At 36.5% G+C, this 17839-nt stretch carries 22 protein-coding genes; all 22 read right to left on the reverse strand.

Going from position 1 to position 17839, the window contains the following annotated elements; translation table 11 throughout:
- Nucleotides 1-42 precede the first annotated feature (42 nt).
- Complete coding sequence (locus GCWU000282_RS01370) at nucleotides 43-759, reverse strand: arginase family protein (RefSeq protein WP_023353185.1); 717 nt, start codon at nucleotides 757-759, stop codon at nucleotides 43-45.
- A complete protein-coding gene (locus tag GCWU000282_RS01375) occupies nucleotides 759-1925 on the reverse strand; it encodes a galactokinase (RefSeq protein WP_023353186.1) in 1167 nt (388 codons plus the stop codon). Before GCWU000282_RS01375 ends, GCWU000282_RS01370 begins: the two co-directional genes overlap by 1 nt.
- A gap of 23 nt (nucleotides 1926-1948) precedes the next feature.
- Nucleotides 1949-2263, reverse strand: coding sequence for a hypothetical protein (locus GCWU000282_RS01380; protein ID WP_023353187.1), 315 nt, complete (start codon nucleotides 2261-2263; stop codon nucleotides 1949-1951).
- Between the two features lie 75 nt (nucleotides 2264-2338).
- Nucleotides 2339-3256, reverse strand: a complete 918-nt coding sequence (locus tag GCWU000282_RS01385; RefSeq protein ID WP_023353188.1) for a S1 RNA-binding domain-containing protein — start codon at nucleotides 3254-3256, stop codon at nucleotides 2339-2341.
- Nucleotides 3257-3267: 11 nt separating this feature from the next.
- Nucleotides 3268-4149, reverse strand: coding sequence for a glucose-1-phosphate thymidylyltransferase RfbA (rfbA, locus tag GCWU000282_RS01390; RefSeq protein ID WP_023353189.1), 882 nt, complete (start codon nucleotides 4147-4149; stop codon nucleotides 3268-3270).
- A 65-nt stretch (nucleotides 4150-4214) separates the two neighbouring features.
- Nucleotides 4215-4586, reverse strand: coding sequence for a YraN family protein (locus GCWU000282_RS01395; protein WP_330365795.1), 372 nt, complete (start codon nucleotides 4584-4586; stop codon nucleotides 4215-4217).
- On the reverse strand, nucleotides 4583-4876 hold the full coding sequence (locus GCWU000282_RS01400; protein WP_023353191.1) for an EscU/YscU/HrcU family type III secretion system export apparatus switch protein: 294 nt from the start codon (nucleotides 4874-4876) through the stop codon (nucleotides 4583-4585). The genes GCWU000282_RS01395 and GCWU000282_RS01400 overlap by 4 nt, the downstream gene beginning before the upstream one ends.
- A gap of 2 nt (nucleotides 4877-4878) precedes the next feature.
- Nucleotides 4879-5646, reverse strand: coding sequence for a ribonuclease HII (locus GCWU000282_RS01405; protein ID WP_023353192.1), 768 nt, complete (start codon nucleotides 5644-5646; stop codon nucleotides 4879-4881).
- Nucleotides 5643-6362 carry a signal peptidase I gene (lepB, locus tag GCWU000282_RS01410; protein ID WP_023353193.1) on the reverse strand — a complete coding sequence of 240 codons (720 nt, stop codon included), beginning with the start codon at nucleotides 6360-6362 and terminating at the stop codon, nucleotides 5643-5645. Before lepB (GCWU000282_RS01410) ends, GCWU000282_RS01405 begins: the two co-directional genes overlap by 4 nt.
- On the reverse strand, nucleotides 6355-7236 hold the full coding sequence (gene ylqF, locus GCWU000282_RS01415; RefSeq protein WP_023353194.1) for a ribosome biogenesis GTPase YlqF: 882 nt from the start codon (nucleotides 7234-7236) through the stop codon (nucleotides 6355-6357). Before ylqF ends, lepB (GCWU000282_RS01410) begins: the two co-directional genes overlap by 8 nt.
- A 29-nt stretch (nucleotides 7237-7265) precedes the next feature.
- The gene (gene lepB / locus GCWU000282_RS01420) at nucleotides 7266-7862 is read right to left on the reverse strand and encodes a signal peptidase I (RefSeq protein ID WP_023353195.1); all 597 of its coding nucleotides are present in this window, start codon (nucleotides 7860-7862) and stop codon (nucleotides 7266-7268) included.
- Between the two features lie 154 nt (nucleotides 7863-8016).
- On the reverse strand, nucleotides 8017-8358 hold the full coding sequence (gene rplS / locus GCWU000282_RS01425) for a 50S ribosomal protein L19 (protein ID WP_023353196.1): 342 nt from the start codon (nucleotides 8356-8358) through the stop codon (nucleotides 8017-8019).
- A gap of 267 nt (nucleotides 8359-8625) precedes the next feature.
- On the reverse strand, nucleotides 8626-9843 hold the full coding sequence (locus tag GCWU000282_RS01430; RefSeq protein WP_023353197.1) for a MalY/PatB family protein: 1218 nt from the start codon (nucleotides 9841-9843) through the stop codon (nucleotides 8626-8628).
- A 73-nt stretch (nucleotides 9844-9916) separates the two neighbouring features.
- Nucleotides 9917-10558 carry a pyroglutamyl-peptidase I gene (gene pcp, locus GCWU000282_RS01435; protein ID WP_023353198.1) on the reverse strand — a complete coding sequence of 214 codons (642 nt, stop codon included), beginning with the start codon at nucleotides 10556-10558 and terminating at the stop codon, nucleotides 9917-9919.
- Nucleotides 10559-10658: 100 nt separating this feature from the next.
- Nucleotides 10659-10940, reverse strand: coding sequence for a DUF4143 domain-containing protein (locus GCWU000282_RS01440; RefSeq protein WP_035038965.1), 282 nt, complete (start codon nucleotides 10938-10940; stop codon nucleotides 10659-10661).
- Nucleotides 10941-11948: 1008 nt separating this feature from the next.
- Nucleotides 11949-12737 (reverse strand): alpha/beta fold hydrolase, encoded by a 789-nt coding sequence (locus GCWU000282_RS01450; RefSeq protein WP_023353202.1) that lies wholly within the window; start codon nucleotides 12735-12737, stop codon nucleotides 11949-11951.
- Between the two features lie 226 nt (nucleotides 12738-12963).
- A complete protein-coding gene (gene trmD, locus GCWU000282_RS01455; protein ID WP_035038969.1) occupies nucleotides 12964-13689 on the reverse strand; it encodes a tRNA (guanosine(37)-N1)-methyltransferase TrmD in 726 nt (241 codons plus the stop codon).
- A gap of 10 nt (nucleotides 13690-13699) precedes the next feature.
- Nucleotides 13700-14245, reverse strand: coding sequence for a ribosome maturation factor RimM (gene rimM / locus GCWU000282_RS01460; RefSeq protein WP_023353204.1), 546 nt, complete (start codon nucleotides 14243-14245; stop codon nucleotides 13700-13702).
- Between the two features lie 15 nt (nucleotides 14246-14260).
- Nucleotides 14261-15670, reverse strand: a complete 1410-nt coding sequence (locus GCWU000282_RS01465) for an ATP-binding protein (protein WP_035038971.1) — start codon at nucleotides 15668-15670, stop codon at nucleotides 14261-14263.
- A 92-nt stretch (nucleotides 15671-15762) separates the two neighbouring features.
- Nucleotides 15763-15990, reverse strand: a complete 228-nt coding sequence (locus GCWU000282_RS01470; RefSeq protein ID WP_023353206.1) for a KH domain-containing protein — start codon at nucleotides 15988-15990, stop codon at nucleotides 15763-15765.
- A gap of 18 nt (nucleotides 15991-16008) precedes the next feature.
- Nucleotides 16009-16251, reverse strand: a complete 243-nt coding sequence (gene rpsP / locus GCWU000282_RS01475; RefSeq protein ID WP_023353207.1) for a 30S ribosomal protein S16 — start codon at nucleotides 16249-16251, stop codon at nucleotides 16009-16011.
- Between the two features lie 240 nt (nucleotides 16252-16491).
- Nucleotides 16492-17832, reverse strand: a complete 1341-nt coding sequence (gene ffh / locus GCWU000282_RS01480; RefSeq protein ID WP_023353208.1) for a signal recognition particle protein — start codon at nucleotides 17830-17832, stop codon at nucleotides 16492-16494.
- Nucleotides 17833-17839: the final 7 nt, after the last annotated feature.

Consider the following 17839-nt stretch of genomic DNA (forward strand, 5'->3'; position numbering starts at 1 on the left):
AAACAAATAATACCCCTAATTTGGAATACATCTTTAATTGTATCATATTTCATATAAAATATCTACAAATATATTTGCCAATTCTTTATTTATATTATTACTTAAACCAATATTATAATCATCGCCTATAAACGGCTCACCGCATACATCTGCACCTATTATATTATAATGACCTGCCAGATAGTGTAATTCCTCTGTAAGAGTGGCCAATGACATCTTTCCCTGATCCCAGTCAGACACAAATTCTTCCTTAGAAAGCACATCTTTATCAACCGAAATATAAATCGGGAGATTATTTTCAGCCATATTTACATCAAAAATACTGCAGGCAAAAATGATTTTATCATTATTTTTGAATTCGCAGTCTTTTATATACTTTTCATTTGCACCTATGATAATTATGTTTCGCACATTCTCACAATTCTCATATATATCCGCTATCCAGGAACCACAGGATAAGATATTTCCAAAGGCTGAAAACTGCATATCCGTATGGTTATCATACACAACCAAATTAAAGGGATGTTTAATTAAATCAATATATAACCTGCTTAAATGATGATAATTACCCGAGTCGAGAAAGTGTAGGGCCGAAAGCTCTCCTGTATTTTTAATTTCATCCAGGAGATACTTTCCGGACTCCTCATCCATATAGCCCCTTACTCCCGACAGCTTTTTATTTTCAAAGATTTTATAATCAAAGTTTTTATAAAAATCCTGCTTTTCATAAACTTCCGTAAAATTATGCAAATAAAGCATCACTCTGCCCTGCCTGCTCCATCGCCTATCTCTGCTTCGTAAATTTCAGCATCTATTCCGGTTGCGGCTTTATATTTTGAAAGAACTTCTTTCTTAAAATTCTCTACCGCATCATTCTTCACAATACTTACTGTACAGCCCCCAAAACCGCCACCGGTTATTCTGGAGCCTATTACTCCGGGTATAGCCCATGAGATTTCAACAAGTTTGTCAACTTCGGCACAGGAAACCTCATAGTCATCCCTAAGGGATACATGAGAGGCATTCATAAGCTTACCGAAAGTCTCAATATCATCATTTTTAAGAGCAGCAACCGCTTTTATTGTACGCTGATTCTCATAAACCGCATGCTTAGCTCTTTTCCTCTGTATTTCATCCTGAATAAGTTCTTTATTTGCTTCAAATTCTTCCTCCGTTAAGTCACCGAGAGCGTTTATATTAAGTTTAGTCTGAAGCGCCTTAAGAGCGGCAGTACTCTCATTCCTTCTGTCATTATAAGCCGAGTCTACAAGACTGTGTTTTACATGACTGTTAGTAATCAGTACTTTTGCATCTTTCAATTTGACAGGTGCATATTCATAAGATAAATCGGCTGTATCAAGGAAGATGGCATTATCCTTCTTACCCATAGCTACCGCAAACTGATCCATTATTCCGCAGTTCATTCCATTGAACTGATTTTCTGAAATCTGACCGATTTTAGCTATTTCAACCATATCTACATCAATATTATACATATATTTAAGCACCGTTCCCATAAGCACTTCTATAGAAGCCGAAGAGGAAAGTCCCGCTCCCGACGGAATATTGCCTATCATAGCCAGATCAAATCCCTGTTCAATCTTATAGCCTTTACCAAGAAATGCCCAAACTACGCCTATAAGATAATTAGCCCAGCCATTCTTTTTTAAATATGAAAGCTCAGGTAATTCCACAGTTGTAACCATGGCATTATCAAAGTTTAAGGAAATAAAATTCATTTTGTTATCATTACGCTTTTTAACTAAGGCATAGGTTCCCATAGTCAGAGCACAGGGAAAAACGTGCCCTCCGTTATAGTCTGTATGCTCTCCTATAAGATTTACTCGTCCTGGAGAAAAGAACAGCTCTGCACCTTCGGGATTGCCATAATGCTTTTTAAAACCGTTATAAAGTTTGTCCTTCATGTCATTCTCCTTTTAATTCTTTACTACTTTCCGGATTGATTTTTAGTTTTAACCGCACTGTCTGAAGCATTATCAGTATTTACTGCAGCTCCCGATGAAATTGCTCCTCCTGATGCCGCTGCACTGCTATATATCTGAGCAGCCAGGGAAAAAGCCTCTGTATAGCCTTTATTATATCCATTTTTGTTACCGTAATAATAGCCGCCAAAACCTGCTCCGATTATAGCTGCAACTATGCATATAAAAGTTATTGCTGTTTTAAGGCGTTTTTCCTTTTTCAGACTCATTTTTCTTCCTGCTTTTTCCTTCTTATATCTCTCAACTTTTTCCTTGCTCATATTGTACTCCTTCTATAAAAATTATTTTTAATTCTAATTTATATTACCCTGCAAGATCTGTGCCCCTACCGGATACTATAATTTGATTCCTTTTAATAAGTCAGCAAAACTTGTGGTAGGAGAATCTCCCGTACTGTATTCTACCGGTATAGAATCAGTGTCATCAACCACTTCACTTTCAACCGCCTTGGTCATGCTTAGACTTAGCTTTCCATCTTTAATATCAGTAATCATAACTTTTACTTCATCATTTTCACTGACAACTTCCTTAGGATGCTTGATTCTTCTTTCAGACATCTGAGATATATGTACAAGTCCTGAAAGCCCATCAGGAAGCCGCACAAAAGCACCATAATTCTCAAGTCTTTCAACTTTTCCCGTAACTACCGTACCGATAGCTACCTTAGACATTTTTTCCTCTGTCTTTTTTGCTTCTTCTTCCCTAAGTACACTTTTAGCCGAAAGAACAAGTTTCTTGTCATCTTCATCAACTTCGATTATCCTGACTGATATATGCTTTCCTACAAAATCTTCCGTATTTTCAACATATTCTAAAGCAAGTCCCGAAGCCGGTATAAAGGCTCTTATTCCCTTAAGGTATGTAACAGCACCTGCTTTTACAGCCTCTGTAATTTTTACATTAAAAACCTGTCCGCTTTCTTTAGCATCTGCCAAAAAATCCCATGCCAAAATATTGTCTGCCCTCTTTATGGATAGAAGCACCTGTCCATAGCCGTTATCAGCTGACAATACCATAGCATTTACAACATCTCCCACCGCTATGTCGGCTTTTATGGAAAACTTAGGATCATTACTGAGTTCATCTATAGGTACAATTCCCTCTGCATAAGAGCCTAAATCAACCGTTACCTCTGTTTCTCCCACTCCGATAACCGGACCTTTTACTAAATCACCTTCTCTGAGTCTTTTAAAAGACTGTTCAAGTTCATCTAAGTAATCATCCATGCTCTCAATCTTATCAGTATCTGCCATTTGCTTTCTCCTTAATATAAAATTTTACCCAGTGCTACCTTCATCAAATGTGCCCCGTATGAAGATTTACCATATTTATTTGCACTTTCGATCAGTTTTTCTTTGGTTATCCAACCATTTTTATAGGCAATTTCCTCGATAGCGGAAATCATAACTCCCTGCCTCTTTTCAATAACCTTGACAAACTCGGTTGCATCCGAAAGCGCATCCACCGTACCGGTATCAAGCCAGGCGTAACCTCTTCCTAAGGTAATTACATTCAGCCTGCCTTCTTCAAGATAAATTCTGTTTAAATCCGTAATTTCGAGCTCACCTCTCTTGGAAGGTATAAGAGACTTAGCATATTTTACCACTGAATTATCATAAAAATAAAGACCTGTGACACAATAATTCGATTTAGGTTTTTCAGGCTTTTCTTCTATTGAAATTGCTTCACCTTTTTCATTAAACTCAACAATTCCAAATCTCTCAGGATCATCTACATAATATCCGAAAACAGCGGCTCCGTTTTCAGTAAAGTCCACTGCCTTTTTCAAATTTGAAGATAGTCCGTTGCCATAAAAGATGTTATCTCCCAAAATCATTGCTACACTGTCTTTTCCGATAAATTCTTCACCTATAATAAAGGCTTCGGCAAGACCGTTAGGCTGTTCCTGAATTTTATATGAAAGTCTGATTCCGTATTCAGAGCCGTCACCTAACAGTTTTTCAAAATTAGGCAGGTCTCTCGGAGTTGAAATAATCAAAATATCCTTAATTCCCGCTAACATAAGTGTTGATAGCGGATAAAATATCATTGGCTTATCATAAACCGGCAAAAGCTGTTTGCTTGTAACCTCGGTAAGAGGATAAAGCCTTGTGCCTGAACCTCCGGCAAGAATAATTCCTTTCATAAACACCCCCAAAACAATTTATTTTAAATCTTAGTATAAGACATCAGCTTCTGTTTGACAAGGAGTTAACAAACTTCAAATGCATTTACCAAATGCTCCAATCTGCCATCTCCGTAAATTCCGATTACATCAAACCTGCTCTTTATATCCGGTGATATATTATGCTCACTCATATAAAAAAGCAATGTCTTGCAGATTTTCCTCTGTTTTATATATGTAACTGCACTAAACGGGCTCCCAAACCTGTCTGAGCTTCTGTATTTCACTTCTACAGCAGTCAGATATCCGTCAGCACTTTTCGCTATTATATCTATTTCACCGGTTTTTCTCAGATAATTTTTTTCTAAAATTTTATAACCTTTGGAAATCAGATAAGCCGCAGCTTTTTCTTCCTTCTCCTTGCCCAACAACCTCTTATTTATACTACCACTTCCTATCTTCTCTTTTCAGCAACCGCTGATTTAAGTCTGTCCATCTTATCCACAAAGAGCAGAACCTGAGCAACTACCTCATAAAGCTCCGGTGGTATATTTTCTCCTATTTCCAACTGTGATAAGGATTTTACAAGTTTTTCATCCTCATACTGAGGAATATCATTCTTTTTAGATTCAGATATTATCTTTTCTGCCAAAGCTCCCTTGCCCGCAGCAATTACATAAGGAGCTTCTCCGCTTTCGGTATCATAGCCGAGAGCAACGGCTGTTTTTACTTCTTTTTTCTTTTCCATATTTATAGCCCTTTCGTATCGTGTACAAAAGTCTTTCTATGAATCGGCGAGATTCCGAACTCTTTTATTCCGGTTAAGTGCTTTTTAGAACCATACCCCTTATTGGAAGCAAAGTCGTACATAGGATATTTTATATCCATTTCTTTCATGTACCTGTCCCTTACCACCTTCGCAACTATACTGGCAGCAGCGATAGAAAGACTTTTAGCATCTCCGCCCACAATAGCCTGCTGGCTTATATCAAGCTCAGGAATTTTTTTATCACCATCTACAAGTATGATATCAGGTTTTACATTTAACTCTGAAACTGCCTTTCTCATAGCTTCAAATGTAGATTGAAGAATATTTATCTCATCTATTCTGCTATTATCCACACTTCCAAAACCGACACTTATAGCCTCACACATTATATGATTGAAAAGTTCCTCTCTTTTTGCCTCAGTAAGCTTTTTCGAATCATTTACATAGGGTATAATCAAATCCTTTGGGAAAATTACCGCTGCAGCAACCACCGGGCCGGCAAGCGGTCCTCTTCCCACTTCATCAATACCGCAGATATAACCATTTTCGCAAAACTGTCTCTCAAATTTTGACATTGTACTTATACGGCTTATTTCACTATCATATTCTTCCAGCTTTTTCTTCGCAGCAAGTACGATTTTTTTAACTCCGTTTCGTTCATCTAAATTATAATAAGTTATAAATTCACCTAAACTTTGAATACTACAGTTTGCATATTCATCTCTTATTTCAGAAATATTTTTTTTCAATTTACTGCCCCAAACTTTAGGATAGGAGAAATCCTTATCCACACCTTTCCGATTATGCTGCTTTTATTTACAATTCCAACCTGCTCGTATCTCGAGTCGTAGCTGTTATTTCTGTTATCACCGAGCACAAAATATTCATTTTCACCAAGTGAAATACCGTCTTTGGCCATTCCTGAATAACTCATAATGTCTGCTGATAACGGATCATCTTTTAATAACTTTCCATCTATATATACTTTGCCTTCGCTTATTGTAACCTTCTCTCCGGGCAGACCTATTATTCTTTTTATATATACACTTGAATGATGATAATCGAATACAATTATATCATAACGTTTTAAATCACCAACTTTATAAAAAATTTTATCAATAAGTAACTTATCAGCACTTTCAAGGGTCGGCGACATGGACGAACCGTTTACAATAGTCTCCTGTACTATAAAAGCATTGACTATTCTTGTAAATAACAGTGCAAACAATATTATGACTACTATCTTTCTGTATAATTTAAAACCGGTTTCTTCATCCTGTTTTATGATAACAATCGGCTCTGCCTGTTCTTTTTTATCTTTTTTAGGTTTATCTTTTCTGGTAAGATAACCGCCAAAGTCCAGTCTGTCTAATTCTTCGGCTTCATAATATCTTTTGATATCAGCACAAAATTCCAAACTGTCATCAATTATATCTTTATCCTTCTCAAATTTATTATCATCCATCAGACCATACCCCTACATTTTCGAGAGTTATTTTACCCAGTCTTCCATTTTTAAAATCATCAAGAAGTAATATAGACGCCTTATCTGTATCAAGTTCTCCGCCTTTTTTAATTAATGCTCTTTTTTCTGCCACAGCCTCAATTATTTGCATGGCGAAACTTATATCATCTCCGTTTTTATCAATATCATCAAAACCATAATATCCTGCCAAAAGCCCACTATAGTTTTCTTCAAGTTCTCCCACGAATTTAATTGCAAGCTCTCTTTTTTCTATTACCTCGTCACGAATAGATCCAATAAACGCAAGGTGTTCTGCTGTAATTTTATCTTCAAATTTAGGCCAAAGTATACCCGGAGTGTCTAAAAGCTCTACTTGCTTATTAAGTCTTATCCACTGTTTTCCCTTGGTAACACCCGGTTTATTTCCTGTCTTTGTAACTGCCCTCCCCGCAAATGAGTTGATAAAGGTTGACTTTCCGACATTTGGTATACCTCCTACAATAGCTCTTACAGGGCGGTTTAGTATACCTCTTGCCCTATCCCTTGCCATTTTTGCTTCAGCTGCCTTTGCTATAGCATCTTTTACCTGCTTTATGCCATTTCCGCTCCTGGAGTTAAGCTTAACCGCAATAAGTCCCTTTTCCGTAAAATATTTAACCCAGGCATCTGTGCCCTTATCGTCTGCCATATCCGCCTTATTAAGTATTATTACCCTGGACTTACCTGCAGCAAGACTGTCTATATCAGGATTTCTTGAGCTAATAGGTATACGGGCATCTACAAGCTCTATAACAACATCTATTAGTTTAATATCCTCTTTCATCTGACGTACTGCCTTTGTCATATGACCGGGATACCAATGTAAATCGGGCATATTTTCCCTCCCAAATTCTGATTTCTGTATTAATCGGCTAAATTTAAGCTGTCTACAAGTGAAAACGGCTTTTCAGTGGCAACTGCCTTGCCAAGTATTTCATTTTTAAGTACATTTCCTATACCGGCAAACCTGCTGTCTTCACTGTCATTTCTGTTGTCACCCAATACAAAATATTCATTGTCATCCAGCTTCACACCTTCTTCGGCCAGTCCGCTATTACTTATTGCCTCTGTTTTTACCTTTTCTTTAATAGCTTCATCATTTATATAGACAATACCGTTTTTAATTTTAACAGTTTCCCCGGGCAAACCTATTACACGTTTTATTTCAAAATAGCTATGCTCCTTATTAGACTGTTTATATACAATTACATCATTTCTTTTAGGTGATTTAATATAATATTCTAATTTGTTGACTATAACAACCTGCCCCTCTTTAAGCGTCGGTTCCATTGAAGTTCCCGAAACACTTGTTTTTACAAATACATTTGTAGTTATAAAATAAGAAGCTGATATTGTAATTACTATTAATAATATCCATATAATAATTTCTTTAATTACTTTTTTTGCAGAAGGCGTCGTTTTAATTCTTGCCTTTTTATGAAAATAAGCTTTTCCGGACATAATTTTCCTTCCAAAATAAATTCAGATTGTTCACAATACAGGCATATACTTTATACCTGTATGATACAAGTAAATATCTATACTATGATACAATAAAAAAGGAACAACTGCAAGTAGTTGCCCCTTTTAAATAAAACTCTTAATCCGGAACCTATTATACTTCTTTAAGCTTAGCTGACTTACCTACTCTGCCGCGAAGGAATGTAAGTTTAGCTCTTCTTACCTTACCATGGCGAACAACTTCGATTCTGTCAACGTTTGGAGAATGTACCGGCCAGGTTCTTTCAACACCGACACCGCCTGAAAGCTTTCTAACAGTGAAAGTCTCTCTTGCTCCGCCGCCCTGTCTCTTAAGTACAATTCCTTCGAAGATCTGAATTCTTTCTCTCTGACCTTCCTTAACCTTAGCATGAACCTTAACGGTATCACCTACTCTGAACTCGTCTACGTTGGCTTTGAGCTGCTCTTTTTCAATTTCTCTGATTAATTCGTTCATTTCTAATCTCCTTTTCCATAGATGTTCTTAACACGCTCACTATGAGGCATCAGAGGACCATCCGAATTACACAACGATTTATTGTATCATGTTTTAATTATATTATCAAGAGTTTAGGAAAATAATTTTTGGCATGCTTAGCTTTCCAAAATATAAATTTAAGGTTTTCCGCTTGTATAATTTTAGATAACAATATTTTTTGTTATAAGTAAAATTTTAATTTATTTTATCACTCTGAATATGCTTTTTATAGGTTAGTATTTGCGTTTAAGCCAAGTTAAACACATATTTATCTAACCTGTCAAAGGCTTCTTTTATTCTGGAGTTCGGAGATGCAAGATTCATACGTATATACCATTCTCCGTTAAAAGCCTTACCGCTCTGCCAGAATACACCGGCTTCATAGCCCATTTTCAAAAGCTCATCCGCAGTTTTTCCATGAGACTTACACCATTCTTCACAGTCAATAAAAAGCATATAAGTACCCTGAGGTCTGGATACATTAACACCCGCAAACTTTGTTTCAATATAATCGCAGGCGAAGTTCACATTTTCTTCTATTACCTGAATCAACTCGTCAACCCACTCACCGCCTTCGTTGACGTAAGCTCCTATAAGAGAATGCATTGAGAGTACGTTCATAGAATTATAATGGCCTAATGATGCCTCCTTATCCATTCTGTGCTTTAATCTTTTATTGTAAATAATATGATAGCTTCCTGTTAAGCCGGCCAGATTAAAGGTTTTGGATGGTGCATAAAATGCCACTGTGCGATTTTTTGCATCCTCAGATACAGATTGAGTAGGAATATGCTTGTTCTTATACAAGATAAGATCTGACCAGATTTCATCAGAAATAACAGTAACATCATGCTTTGCGTACAGCTCCGTAACCTTTTCAAGCTCCCATTTTTCCCATACACGGCCTGCAGGATTGTGAGGTGAGCAGAAAATGGCGACATGAATCTTATTTTCTACGATTTTCTCTTCCATATCCTCAAAATCCATACGCCATATGCCTTCTTCATCTTTCTTCAGATAACTGTGAACAATATTGTAGCCGTTATTTCTGAGAACACCCGTAAATCCGATATAAGTTGGCGCATGTACAAGCACACTGTCTCCCTGCGAGCAAAATACGTGCAGAGCCGTTGCCACACCGCCAAGAACTCCGTTCTCATATCCTATATGTTCTTTAGCAAGCCCTATTACCCCATTTCTTCGTTCCTGCCATCTGATTATACTGTCATAGTACTCGTCTCTTGTTCCGAAGTAGCCGTAGGTAGGGTGCTTTGTTCTTTCAACAATAGCGTCGGTTATCCCCGGGAAAACCGGAAAGTTCATGTCCGCAACCCACATAGGTATCATATCCAGACCGTCTCTTACCTTTACCGGGTTGTCTTTCCCCAGTAAATCCGGCAACATATCAACTGCAATCGCATCCTTACCTCTTCTGTCAATAATGCTTGTAAAATCGTATTTCATATTATTATCTTCTCCTATAGTATATTTAATTTTGAGCTAAGGCACTCATAGGTATATATCACAAATACTAAATTCAGCATACACTGCCTTCCGCTCTCTTCACATCTTCCTTGTTCCTTGAAACCGCCCTTATAGCTGCTTCAAGTCCTCTGACAATATCAGGCAAAGACATAGACGGTTTATCAGGTTTATCTACAGTTTGCTCAGGAATGAAGGGCACATGAATAAACCCACCCTTAACTCCCTTATATTTCTTGCTGAGGGTATATAAAACTCCGTACATAAGATGATTGCACACATAAGTTCCGGCTGAGTTTGAAAGGCTTGCAGGAAGCCCTTCTTTTCTTATTTCCTCTACCATAGCTTTTACAGGGAGATTAGAGAAATAAGCCGGTTCTCCGTCAGCAAATATTGGTCTGTCTATAGGCTGGTTACCTTCGTTATCCGGTATCCTTGCATCATCTATATTTATAGCAACTCTTTCAGGTGTAATCCCATATCTTCCACCTGCCTGTCCTATACAGAGTACATAATCAGGTTTTTCCTTTTCTATCGCATCTGCAACAATTTTTATTGATTTCCCAAATACTGTGGGAACTTCCAATTTAATAATATCTGTTTCAAGTATTTTATCCTTTACAAGCTTAACCGCTTCAAGAGACGGATTTATTTTTTCTCCGCCAAAAGGAGAAAAGGCTGTGAGTAATAGTTTCATGAGGGACTCCTTAATAATTTTTCAATATCTTTTATTATAAAATGCAAAAACGTATTATGCAATAATATGTTTTTGCATAATACGTTTTTGTAAAATCTTATCAAAACTTCCTCAACAAAAAAGCCATATACAACGGAAGTGTAAGAATCTGCCCTGTCCTACCCACATTATAATCTCCCAGTTTGATTGCGTTATTAACATGGTATTTTTCAGGATGCTTAAGTATAGTTTTTGTGCTTTTTACATTGCCGCTAGCTGCCTTTACTTCTACCAAAGTGCACTCACCATTGTATCTGATAACAAAATCTACTTCCAATCCGTTATCTTTATGATAATAATAGAGTTTGCACCCCATTTTGGTAAAATATATAAACTTTTTCAAGCGACTTTTTCTATAAATCATCAATTTTTTCAAATGACTTTTTAGATAAACTTGCAACTTTTTCAAACGACTTTTCAGACAACCATGCAACTTTTTCAAACGACTTTATTTTGTAAAATGTTTCATCAATGAATGCTCAACAACTAATCAATCTAAAATTATATTGTTTCGCATAAATTTTAGTGTATTTTTCAATTGTATATACCTTGAAAATATCAGTGTCAAAAATTGAGACAAAAAAGTAGACGGTATCCGGTCTGCATTCATTGCTATAAATGATAATGTAATCGAATTTCTTGTGGTTTTATCAGGCTTTGGCCCAAACTCTGTAGCAGATTTTGCTTTACCTCTATCAATCGGGCGGATATACGGCTGACTGATGCTTGCAATCCTGTCCGGTTGAGCACTCATTAATTATGGGGAATATTTCCGTTTTAAATTTAATCATCTATTTTGTTACCGCAATATGGACAATACTCCATACCAAACATTCCTTGAAACGGTAACTGCTTTCGACAAAATGGACATCTCCAAAAAATTAAAAAATATATATACCCGATGCAAGTTATAATAAGTCCTGCTATCAACACCGGTGGAACGATAATATCTATTAAAAGTTGAATTCCCATAAGCAATAGCACAACTACTATCAATGCATTACCTATATTTTTTATCTTTTTCATATTTTCAACCATCCTTTAATAAATATGTGCCGGAAATCGAGGGCAAACCGGATAAATTAAAGAAACAGATTTACTTTCAAGTCCGGTAATTTTTACACTTTTCATATATGATCAAAAACCCATAATTAAATGTTGTTAAAATATTACCATATTTGTGCTGCTTAGTCAATTGTGATTATCGAAAAAGCCTATATATTTGTGCTTAACGGCTGTGATTTTATCAATTATATATAACATGTACAGTCTATATACAACATATTTCGGAAATCGATTGTTAAAAATAAATTGTTTCTAAAAATTCATCACTTGACTTTGCGACATAGATTTAATCGGTTTTTAATACTTCTTTTATAAAATTATTGACTAATTCATTATAAATATCAGGCCGGCACATATTGGACGGATCAAATGAGTTTGAAATGACCTGTGATTGACAATTTGACAGGCATTTTTCAGTTATCTTCATCATTTGCACTAATTTACCGGAAAAGTCTCCGGCCAACAGTAAAGCAGATATTTTACTCTTTTTCAGTAGCTCACTATAATTAATATCAATAATTGCCCTTCTTTGAAGTACCGACTCATTTGCCCTGATATGGTTAAATAAGTCATTAAAGTAGGTATGTGTCTGTGGCCATCTAGCATATATCGGTAATGTACACATTTTCATAAACCATGAATATTTGACTAGCGGAGCCATCAATTGAGCAATACTATTTAGAAACGGTGTCATATCGACAGTACTGAAGGTATCACATAGAATTGCAGCCTTAAATAGTTCAGGAAAATTTACCATCATATGTATAGTCAGGACACCACCATATGAAGTTCCTCCAATAAATGCCTTATCTATTCGCTCTTTTTCTAAAATTGTTCTTATATCATCAGCCTGTATATCTAAGATTTTCTCAACTTTGCAATTAAGTTCGCATGATTTCCCGTTTCCCCTTAAATCCGGAACAATTACCTTATAATAATTCTTAAAATATTCTATTTGTGGAGTAAACATAGCTGAGTCAGCGCTTAGCCCATGTAGCAAAACAAGAGTTTCATTAATATCTCTTCCTTCAATTCTGTAATATATTTTCCCTTCCGGCGTTTCTATATAGTCCATATTATCTCCTTATGTCTCGTAAACCTCTTTAATCTCAATCAGCTTTGCGTTTGAAAACTTATGATTATTAAAAATAATAATAAACTACTGACCGGTAACAATAACTTAAACCTATGCATTTGTTAATTTTTCAAGCAACTTTTTATATCAACCCACAACTTTTTCAAACGACTTTTTGTATCAACTCTTAACTTTTTCAAACGACTTTTGTGATTATTTAATTAAATCACTCCGGCAACTTAGTTTTCTTTGGCAAAGTATGCGTTCTTATATACTCCTCGTACAACTCCGGTCTGCGTTCTTTGGTTCTTTTCAGAGCTTCTTCAAGCTTCCACTGCTCTATTTTTGCCTGATGACCTGAGAGTAATATTTCAGGAACCTTCATATCCATATAGGTTTCGGGACGTGTATATTGAGGATGTTCAAGAAGCCCGTCTGTAAATGATTCTCCGACAGCAGAATCGGTGTTATTTAACACTCCCGGAACCAGTCTTGATATGGCATCTATCATAATAACAGCAGGCAATTCTCCCCCTGTAAGTACATAGTCGCCTATGGAAATAAAATCCGTACAGACTAATTCTAAAGCTCTTTCATCCACTCCCTCATAATGACCACATAAAAATACAAGTTCTTCTTCTTTTGCAAGCTCTTCGGCTATTTTCTGTGTAAAGGTTCTTCCCTGCGGAGTAACATAGATGGTTCTCGGCTTATGTCCTATCTTGTCTGAAATGGCATTATGACAGCGATGAATCGGCTCAACCTGCATAAGCATACCTGCTCCGCCACTGTAACAATAATCGTCTACTTTTTTATGTTTATCTAATGTATAATCTCTTATATTTACTGCATTTACATTGATTAAACCCTTGTTTATCGCACGTCCCAGTATACTTTCTCCTACTATATTTTCAATCATTTCAGGAAAAAGTGTCATTACATGGAAATTCATACTCCCCCCCTTAGTCAAGTAAGCCTTTCATAATATGTACTTTTACAAAACCTTCTTCCGTATTAATCTCAAGTACACATTCAGGTATATGTGGAAGGCAAAATTCTTTAAGTTCCTTGTGTGCTTCATTAGGCTTAACTACAAGCACCTTGTTTGCACCTGTTTCTATTACTTCTGAAACTACACCATATTCTTTACCTGTATCTGTAATTACTTTACAGCCTATTACATCTGACACATAATGTTCGCCTTCAGCAAGTGGAAGGGCATCCTCTCTGGCGACAAGCAAATCCATACCTTTATATTTTGCAACCAAATCTACATTATCAATTCCTTTAAATGTAACTATAGGGGTATTCTTAAAGTATTTTACATTCTCAACTTCTACTTCAAGCATCCCATTTCCCTTTATAGTACCTTTTCCTGAACTAAGGTCAATAAAGGCTCTTTTAAGGCTGTCAAATCTATCTAAACAATCAGTAGTAGGAAATACCTTAATTCCTCCTGTAAGTCCATGTGTGCTTGTAAGCACTCCTACTCTAAAATAATTTTCCATATTTACCTCATGTTTTTATTGTTTTAATCTATATTTTCTAGTGTTAGTTTTGCCCACAGCCTCTATTTCATCTATGTCTGCAATAATAGCTCTCACCCTCACTTTGCTAAGTTTAAGAATTTCTGCAAGTTCAGCTGTAGTAGTTTCTTTATGTTCTTCCAAAAATTGTTTTATTATATTCTTATATCTGCTTGTCTGTTTATCTGCTTGTTCGCTTGTTCGCTTGTTCGCTTGTTCGCTTGTTCGCTTGTTCGCTTGTTTTCTAAACATTGTAACCTTTATGCAATCTCCAAATTCTTCAAAAACAGGCTCAGGCAAACCATATTCTGCGCATGACTTCAATATTCTTGGCACACCCGTCCCCCAGGCTTCTACAATATTCATATACTGAAAAGCTTCAGCAATTGCCGAATTTCTACAACTTGTCCTTCCGGATTTCATCATTTCAAAATCAATACCGCCATATAAACCTCCCGGAGAAACCACTTCCAGTCTATCATCAAACATTGAAATCTGTATTTTAGATTCATTTAAATAACTACGATGAATTATAGCATTTGCAATCATTTCTCGTATAGAACTTACAGGCATTTCATATATGTCTTTACGATATAAGCCTTTTATTTCTGCCCCAATATTAATGTGTCGTAAAACAAATTGGTAGGCCTCTTCCAGTTGTTTATAAATAGTTCCACCAAATTCTTTTTTATCAATAAAAAGATCACGAGTCACCCCTTTAAATAGCGCACATTGTATTTTTGCATATTTTACTTTATTATCTGTCATAAGCATAAACGCATGTGTTGGAACAAGTTTTTTACCATTCCTGCATAACAATCCCATATCTTCAAGCTTTCCGATTGTCATATCTTTAACAGTTGATTTTTCTTCCATTGTATTGCAATTAGTAAGTGAAACTTCTTTCATTTTTTCACAAAGTTCCAACGTCTTATTTTCATCATAGTCTGCACCAATTTCCTGAATGGAATCATATGAACGATTAGAACCTTGTAATTCCAGTTCTTTTAGCATTATAGCATCTGCCGGTCTACTGGTTCCATTAAACCTTATGTAAGCACTTTTTTCTTTTCCTTTTTTTGATAAATAATATGGCCTTTGTTTACCCGGTATGACATCTACCACCAAAACAGTCTTGCCATCAATTGTCTGTGGATATATATCATTTTCAATCATAGGTGTGCATGCATCCGAAATCATATTAGAAATAGCATCCGACATCTTAAATGGACTATTATCGCCAATTCCATATACTTTGCCTGTTTCATCTTCAATTCCAATAATACATTTCCCACCAGACGAATTTGCAAATGCAATAATATCCTTCAAAAACTTTCCATGATTTGAAGGAATTTCTCTTTTAAATTCTATGTTCTTACCTTCACCAAAGTATTCTTTAGATATCATTCTTTTCTCCATCAATTAAAATAATAATGTTTATATCCACATCATATCATGTACATGTAAAAAGGAGAAGGATTGCTCCTCCCCCGATGTCATCATTTTATTTCAACGGTGACTTTCTTATCATCCCTTGTGGCAGCAGCCTTAACAACAGTCCTTATAGACTTTGCTATTCTACCCTGCTTACCGATAACCTTGCCCATATCACTCTCCGCAACATGAAGAAGGAGAATGGTTTCTCCGTTTTCTTCAGTTTCCGTAACCGTGACTTCATCAGGATGATCAACAAGGGCCATAGCAATAACCTTTACTAATTCATTCATGATGACTACCTCCGATGATTACTCAGTTATACCGGCTTTCTTTAAAAGCTTAGCGACAACCTCTGTAGGCTTAGCACCATTTGAAATCCACTTCTTTGTTTCTTCAGCATTGATGTTGATTGCACTTGGCTCCTTATTTGGATCATAAGTTCCTACCTGAGCAATGAAGTTACCATGCTGAGCTACTCTCTCATCAGCAACTACTACTCTATAGAAAGGGTGCTTCTTATGTCCCATTCTCATCAATCTAATCTTTACCATTTTACTTTTCCTCCTATTTTTTTGTTATTTTTTATTTTTGATACAGGATTGCTTCAGCTAACGCTTCTCGCAATCCTTGCAACAATATTCGTAATCCGCTCGTTTTTTGCAAAAACGGCTACTTACTCATATTGTTTGCGTGTCAAAAGATGTCAAATCCTTTTGCAAGCAAGCTTGCAACGGATTTTCATGTTTTTGACACTTGTATCATATATGTAAATGCTTTGCATTAACACCTGTTTATAATCCGAAAGGCAGGCCGAACTTTTTCTTCCCCTTACCTTTCATCATTCCTGACATCTGTTTCATAACTTTTTTCATCTGTTCCATCTGTTTAACAAGCTTATTTACCTCAGCCACATCTACCCCTGAGCCTTTGGCAATTCTGTGTTTTCTGGACGGATTCAGAAGATTTGGATTGGCTCTTTCAGCTTTTGTCATTGAATAAATGATTGACTTAACTCTGTCCATAGCCTTCTCATCAACCATAGAGTCGTCAAGCTTTCCTCCTAAGCCTCCCGGCATCATACCAAGTATATCTTTTATACTTCCAAGCTTTCCGATCTGTTCAAACTGAGCTAACATATCATTGAAATCAAACTCAGCCTTCTTGAATTTCTGCTCAAGCTCTTTAGCCTTTTCAGCATCTAAGGCACTTTGGGCTTTGTCTATAAGAGTAAGTATGTCACCCATTCCCAGTATTCTGTTTGCCATTCTGTCCGGATAGAACTGTTCAAGGTCTGAGAGTTTCTCTCCCATACCGGCATAAAGAATAGGTTTGCCTGTTACACTTCTTATGGAAAGTGCCGCACCGCCTCTGGTATCACCATCAAGCTTTGTTAGCACCACTCCGTCAAGCTCTATCTTGCTGTCAAATGTAGTTGCAACATTTACTGCTTCCTGACCTGTCATTGCATCTACAACCAGAAGTGTCTGTGTAACATCTACTGCTTCTTTTATATCTACAAGCTCCTGCATCATGTCTTCATCTATCTGAAGACGTCCTGCAGTATCAAGAAATATCATATTATAGTCATTATTTTTAGCATGTTCTATAGCTGCCTTAGCTATGTTTGGCGGCTTATGACCGTCACCCATAGTAAATACGGGAACTCCGACCTTTTCTCCGTTTACCTGAAGCTGTTTGATAGCCGCCGGTCTGTATACATCGCAGGCAACTAGAAGCGGTTTTCTTGTGCCTTTGAATTTGGCCGCAATCTTAGCTGTAGTAGTTGTCTTACCTGCACCTTGGAGGCCGCACATCATTATAACCGTAATTTCCTGTGTCGGTTTCAACGTAAGTTCAGTCTTTTCTGAACCAAGCAGGGCTGTCATTTCTTCATTTACTATCTTTATTACCATCTGACCGGGTGTTAAAGAGTTCATAACATCCTGTCCTATAGCTCTTTCTTCAACGGTTTTAATAAAATTTTTAGCAACTTTAAAATTTACATCTGCTTCAAGCAAAGCAATCTTAACTTCTTTAAGAGCAGCTTTGACATCATTTTCATTTAGCTTGCCCTTGCCGCGTAAGTTTTTAAAAACCTTTGTCAGTTTCTCTGTTAAACTGTCAAATGCCATAGCTCCT

The organism is Catonella morbi ATCC 51271 (assembly GCF_000160035.2).
Taxonomy (GTDB): domain Bacteria; phylum Bacillota; class Clostridia; order Lachnospirales; family Lachnospiraceae; genus Catonella; species Catonella morbi.